Annotated in this window: 5 protein-coding genes and 1 pseudogene; all 6 read right to left on the reverse strand. The window is 67.3% G+C overall.

Annotated features, from left to right (window positions below):
- Positions 1-214: pseudogene (locus R1101_RS26845) on the reverse strand (iron ABC transporter permease); the annotation flags it as partial.
- A complete protein-coding gene (locus tag R1101_RS0114370) occupies positions 211-1,248 on the reverse strand; it encodes an iron-siderophore ABC transporter substrate-binding protein (RefSeq protein ID WP_016934104.1) in 1,038 nt (345 codons plus the stop codon). The gene R1101_RS0114370 and the pseudogene R1101_RS26845, both read right to left, overlap by 4 nt.
- A 141-nt stretch (positions 1,249-1,389) precedes the next feature.
- A complete protein-coding gene (locus R1101_RS0114375) occupies positions 1,390-2,175 on the reverse strand; it encodes a helix-turn-helix transcriptional regulator (RefSeq protein ID WP_016934105.1) in 786 nt (261 codons plus the stop codon).
- A 57-nt stretch (positions 2,176-2,232) separates the two neighbouring features.
- Positions 2,233-4,755, reverse strand: coding sequence for a phosphoenolpyruvate synthase (locus tag R1101_RS0114380; RefSeq protein ID WP_016934106.1), 2,523 nt, complete (start codon positions 4,753-4,755; stop codon positions 2,233-2,235).
- Between the two features lie 115 nt (positions 4,756-4,870).
- Positions 4,871-5,926 (reverse strand): AAA family ATPase, encoded by a 1,056-nt coding sequence (locus tag R1101_RS0114385; RefSeq protein ID WP_016934107.1) that lies wholly within the window; start codon positions 5,924-5,926, stop codon positions 4,871-4,873.
- Positions 5,926-6,069, reverse strand: coding sequence for a nicotinamide mononucleotide transporter (locus tag R1101_RS31330; protein WP_332307007.1), 144 nt, complete (start codon positions 6,067-6,069; stop codon positions 5,926-5,928). Before R1101_RS31330 ends, R1101_RS0114385 begins: the two co-directional genes overlap by 1 nt.

Consider the following 6,069-nt stretch of genomic DNA (forward strand, 5'->3'; position numbering starts at 1 on the left):
GTTTGGCGATCGCGCCCTGACCGATGTTGTCGGTCGCGCCTCCGAGAGCCGCGACGATGTCGGCCCAGTCGACGTTGCGCGAGCCGATGGTGATCGACGCGATCACCATCAGAACGAGCACCCCGAGCAGGGCCAGAAGCCAGACGGAATTGCCGACGGCCGAGCGCCCCCGTTCGTGGACGCTCGGCGTCGACTGCCGGTGTGGTGCGGTCACTCCGCGTTCGACTTGCCGGCTGCGTCGGCGAGCAACTCGACGTAATCGGAGAGCACCCAGGAGATGGCCAGAGGAGTGGGGTTGGCGGCGGTGCCGAGCGGGCCGGAACCGTCGAGGAAGACGATCGAACCGTTGCGGACCGCGGGCATCTGCGACAGCAGCGGGTCGGCTTCGAGCGCGTCGACGAGCGCCTGGTCACCGTAGGTGACGATGATCTGCACGTCGTCGAAGACGTCGACCTGCTCGGCGCTGACCTTCTTCGAGAACGCGTCGTCGGTGGAGGCATCCGCCACGCTCTTCGGGGTGGCCAGACCGAGATCCTCGAAGAAGGCCGCTCGCGTGTCGTTGGCGGTGTAGAAGCTGACCTGGCTCAGGTCGGCCGTGTCGACGTGGGTGAGGAACATCGTGGCCTTGCCCTCGAGTTCGGGGTGCGCGGCAGCGGCGTCGGCGATCTCCTGTTCCAGGCTCGCGACGAGTTCCTCGCCTTCCTCGGCCATGCCGAGGCCGGCGCTGTTGAGCTCGATCATGTCGCGCCACGAGGTCGCCCACGGCGCTTCGGGGTACGCGACGACCGGCGCGATCTCGCTGAGGGTCTCGTAGTCCTCCTGCGTCAGACCGGAGTAGGCGGCGAGGATGACGTCGGGGTTCGTGTCGGAGACGGCTTCGAAGTCGATGCCGTCGGTCTCGTCGAACAGGACCGGGGTCTCGGCGCCGAGTTCTTCGAGTCGCTCTTCGACCCACGGGAGCATGCCGTTGCCGTCGTCGTCGCCGAAGTTGGCGGCTGCCATACCCACGGGCACGACGCCGAGCGCGAGCGGCACCTCGTGGTTGGCCCAGTTCACCGTGGCGACGCGTTCGGGCTTCTCGTCGAGGGTGACGGTGCCGAGCGCGTGCTCGATGGTGATCGGGTATTCGCCCGAACCGGTGGAGCCGGAGTCGGTGGTGTCCGAGGAGTCGGAGGATCCACAAGCGGTGAGACCGAGGGCGACCGCGACGGATGCGGCGGCGATCGTCAGAAAGCGCTTCGAACGCATGGAGGCAGAACTCACTCTCGTACGGGGTGGGGGCTCGGCCTTACTACCGGCGGCAGTTAGGCGAGGTTTGCCTAAACCGTAATGTTCGCCCGAATCCTGCGCAATCGCTCGATCGGGACATCTCCTGTAGCGATCGGGACATCAGCCCACGCGGAACACCCCGGGCGTCGTGCCAGTGACCCTGCGGAAGGCCGCCCCGAATGCGCTCGCCGATCGATAGCCCACCTGTTCGGCAACCTCGTCGACATCCGTGCCGTGGCCGAGCAGCATCACCGCTCGCTGCGCACGGACCGCCGCAACCCACCGGCCGAGACTCAGTCCGGTCTCCGACCGGAACGTACGGGTGATGGTGCGGGTGCTCACCCCGAGTTCGGCCGCCCAATCCGAGAGCGTCCGCGGATCGCTCGGGTCCTCGGCGATCGCCTCGACGATCGGTCGCACGACCGTCGACGACGGCACCTGCACCATCAGTTCGTGCTCGGCGGGGGTGAGCACGTCGAGCACCATGCGCTCGGTCAACGACCGCGACTCGTCGCCGAGACGATCGTCCGCCAGCCGGTCGAGCAGCAGTCGCAGCAGGGGTGTCATTTCCACCGCGACCGGACCGTCGGACAGCGAGGGAGCGGAGTCGATCCCGAAATGTGCGGTGCGGTACCAGGTTCCGGCGGGCATGACACCCCAGTGCAGCAGGCCCGCCGGAATCCACAGTCCCATGGCCGAGGTGATGGTCCATGTGCGCGACCCGATGGTCGCGCTGGACGCGCCCCGGTCGTTCCACAGCAGCTCGTGCGTCGGGTGCGAATGCAGCTCGAAGCGGGTCTCTCGGGAGACGAGTTCGTCCATGCCTGCGATGACGAACGGCACGTCGATCTCACCGGCCTCGTAGACCGGCAACATCCTGCTCTCGGCCGCCTCGACGCTCTTCACCGACGCCCTCCTCCGCTCCGCGACGACGACAATCCTCACACGTCCCGCCGCCGGGGGTCAGTCCAGGATCTCGACGTACCCTTCGGTGCCGTGCACGCGGATGCGTTGCCCGTCGCAGATGATGCGGGTGGCGTCCTCCACGCCCACCACGGCCGGCAACCCGTATTCGCGCGCGATCACCGCGCCGTGCGTCATCACCCCGCCGACCTCCGTCACCAGCGCGCTCACGGTCACGAACGCCGGGGTCCAGCTCGGGTCGGTGAACGCGGTCACCAGGATGTCGACCGGTTCGAGGTCGGCTCGGTCCATATCGGCGACCACGCGGGCGCGTCCTTCCACGACACCGGTGGACACCGCGATACCGGGCAGCGCCCCGTCGGGGAGACCGTCGCGGCTGTACGCGCCGGTGAGCGTCTCCCCTGTCGACAGCAGCACCCGCGGCGGAGAGAGCCTGCCGAACGATGCGAACTCCCACTTCCGGTCGGCGACGAGGTCGCCGACCGGTCGTGGTGCGCGGACCACGTCCTCGAGTTCCTCGAACCGCAGGAAGAAGATGTCCTCCTTCTCGTCGATCACTCCCGCGTGCACGAGATTCTCGGCCTCCCGCAGGAGGGCCTGTTTGTAGAGGAGGTAACGCCCGACCATGCCGTACTTCGGGTACTCCCGATAGCCCGCGAAGGCCCGCACACGGTGGACGAGCCTCTCGATCTCGTGGGCCTTCCGCTCTCCGTCCGGCAACGACCGCACGCGTTCGAGGAGTTCGCGCTTCTTCTCCTCGGCCTGCCGCCGACCGTCGTCGAATCGCTGTTTCGCCGCGCCGGGCCCGAAGTTGTCCAGATTGCTCACGATCGTCGGCACCAGCATGGTGGGGCGTTCGGCCCACCGCGGGCGGGTGATGTCGATTTCGGCGACGCATCGCCTGCCGTACTTGCCGAGAAAGTCCTCGAACGCCGCTCGTACCTGCGGTCCGCCCGTGTGTGCGCCGAGTTCGTCGAGGAAACGTGCGTCGTCGAAGCCCTCCTCGTCGACCTGCCGGAGGAATATCACGACGTCGGGATGCGGACGAGCCGCATCGGCGACGTCCAGCAGCGCCAGCCCCATCTCCGAGGTGACGTTGTAGGGCACCGAGCGGGAGATCACGTCCGCAACGTTCTTCTCCCCCAACCATTCACGCCCCAGTTCGTTGAGCCGCTCGGCCGCTTCCATGCCCGCCGCGATCACCTCACCGACCTGCCGGCCGAACAACGCCTCCTGCAGATCGCGGATGTCGGCGCGAATGACATCGAGCAACGCCGAACCGGTCTCGTTCTCGACGCGACGCGCGGATTCGGCGATCGCGGCCTCGTTCTGCGCCACGAGTTCGGGGACGACGGCCGGGTCGATCTCGTCCGGGGCGGGTGGCAGACCGACCCGCGCGGCGGCAGGGTCGTCCGGGCGCGTCGGGACGAATCCTCGATCGAGCACGGTTCGCAGCGCGTCGCCGAAGAGCGGGTCGGAGCTGCCGATCATCCCGACGATGCCCGGCCCCTGGGTGGGTGAGGCCAACATGGCCGTGACGTCGACGAAGAGCCGTCCACCCGCGTGTCGCATGGGCGCACGGCTGGTCAACTGCCACACGGAGATTCCCAGTGGCTTCAGCGGATCGGTCATCATCTGCTGGTGACCGACGGACAGGTACACGTGGTTCTCGTCGTCGTCGGCCTCCGGAACGGGAAACAGCGTGGTGATCGGGCGGCTCTGCACGATGTGGAAGACGTCGTCGGCCAAGCACCATTCGATGTCCTGGGGACGCCCGAAGTGCGCTTCGATGCGTCTGCCCAACTGCACGAGTTCGACGAGGTGCGTGTCGGTCAGCACCGGTGCCTCCTGGCGCTGCGTCCGGTCCACGACCTCGCCGGCACGCACCGCGTACGCATCGGCGTTCACCAGGCCGGACACCAGGTCGTTACCGAGTCCTGCGACCGCATCCACCCGGGACACCGTGCGGTCCGAGGTGACAGGATCGGCGGTGAACAGAACACCCGAGGCCTGCGGGAACACCATCCGCTGCACGACCACGGCCATATGTACCTTCCGGTGGTCGATGCCGTTGCCGAACCGGTAGGTCACGGCGCGCTCGGTGAACAGCGACGCCCAGCACATGCGGAGGTGCCGGAGCACCTCTGCCGCACCGACGACGTCCAGGTAGCTGTCCTGTTGCCCTGCAAAGGAAGCCGTCGGCAGGTCTTCGGCGGTCGCGCTGGAACGCACCGCGACGGGCACCTCCTCACCGAGTTCGCGAACGTGCGCGGCGATCTCCCCGGCGATGTCGTCCGGGATCGAGCACTCGCCGATCTCCGTGCGGATCTGCGCGCTCACCGCTCCGATATCGCCGGGCTCGATCTTCGCGAGTCGCTCGAGCAGGTCGTCGACGTGCGGTAGATCGGAGAGCACCTTTCGATAGGCATCCGTCGTCACACAGAACCCGTCGGGCACGTCGACGCCGCCGATGCGCCGCAACTCCCCGAGGTTCGCTCCCTTGCCACCGACGATCGACACCGCCGTTCGGTCGATCTCCCGAAAATTGTGTACATATCCCATTCCGGCTCCCCACCTGCTGATTCGATGCTGTGTGGGCGAGTATGAACCGAATCGCCGATCCTCATGAGGGCCGAGGATCCGGTATAACGTGAGAGGGGGAAGACGAATCCTGGCTCTACAGCGGCGCACCGAACTGCGAGCCCAGCAGCAATGCCCGGTCCGCCACCCGTTCCGCCAGGTCCACCCGCTCCTCGAGGCTTCCGGTGAGCAGCACCCAGGAGCGGCCCGTGGCCGTGAGCGCGTCGACGAACCACTCCGTCATCTCCGCTCGGATGTGTTCACCGTCCCGGATGCCGTCCTGCACGAACGGAACCCCATGGTGATCGGTGAGCAGATACAACGCTCGCCGGCTGCGGACGCCGCGCCAGGCCCGTTCGCTGCTGCCGAGATAGCGTCGCTCCCACACGGTCGTCGCGAACGCGTCGGTATCGCAGACGAGCAGCGGAGACCCTTCCCGTGCCGCGTCCTCCTCGAGGCGCGTCTGCTCGACGGCAATGTTCTCGAAATCGTCTCCGGTCCAGTCGATGTCGTCGACAGTTCCGGTGCCGAGCTTGTCGTAGGTGGCCTGTCGTCCGTATTCCGGCACCCACCGGGTTCGTTCCCAGACCCCTCCCCGTTTCCGGTACCGGCGTACCAGTTCGCGGCTGACGGTGGTGGTGCCCGTCGACTCGGCGCCGAGGACGACGATGCGGGTCGTGAGGCCGGCCCGGGCGGGTGCGTCCAGATCGTCCCAGTGCCCGGCGAGGTCGCCGCGACAAGCCGTGCCGGATGCGGGATGGGCGACACGCGACGGATCGACGCACACGTGAGTGGCCGAGAAGCGTCGAGCGAGTTCGTCACCGTACTTCTCGCTCGAGACCACCGCGTCGACCGGAATATCGGTGACGGTACGCGCGGCTGCTTTCATGCAGGCGACCTGCGCGGTCCATACGGTGTCCGATTCGAGGTCCATCGGCGCGTCGCACGGTATTCCCGTCACGCTGACCGTCGCCTCGCCGGCGTGCGATTCCCGCATCCACGACACGCGTGCGCTCAGCGGAATCGTCTCCGCCGCAGAGGACACGACGACGACGGTGACGCGCTCGGCGAGCTCCGCGGCACGGCGGACGAGGTGATGGTGACCGACATGGGGTGGATAGAACTTTCCGATGACGAGTGCGTGCCGGTACATCAGCGCACCTCCACCGGTTCCCGTTCGGCCACCATCGAGCGTCGCCAGGCGAGCAGACCCCGGATGCACAGAAGCAGGAAGCCTCCGTACAGCAGCGCGGTGAGCGTCAGCCCCTTGTGCAGGTAGAGCGGGATGTAGATCAG

It is taken from the genome of Rhodococcus sp. R1101 (assembly GCF_000278445.1).
Taxonomy (GTDB): Bacteria; Actinomycetota; Actinomycetes; order Mycobacteriales; family Mycobacteriaceae; genus Rhodococcus; species Rhodococcus gordoniae.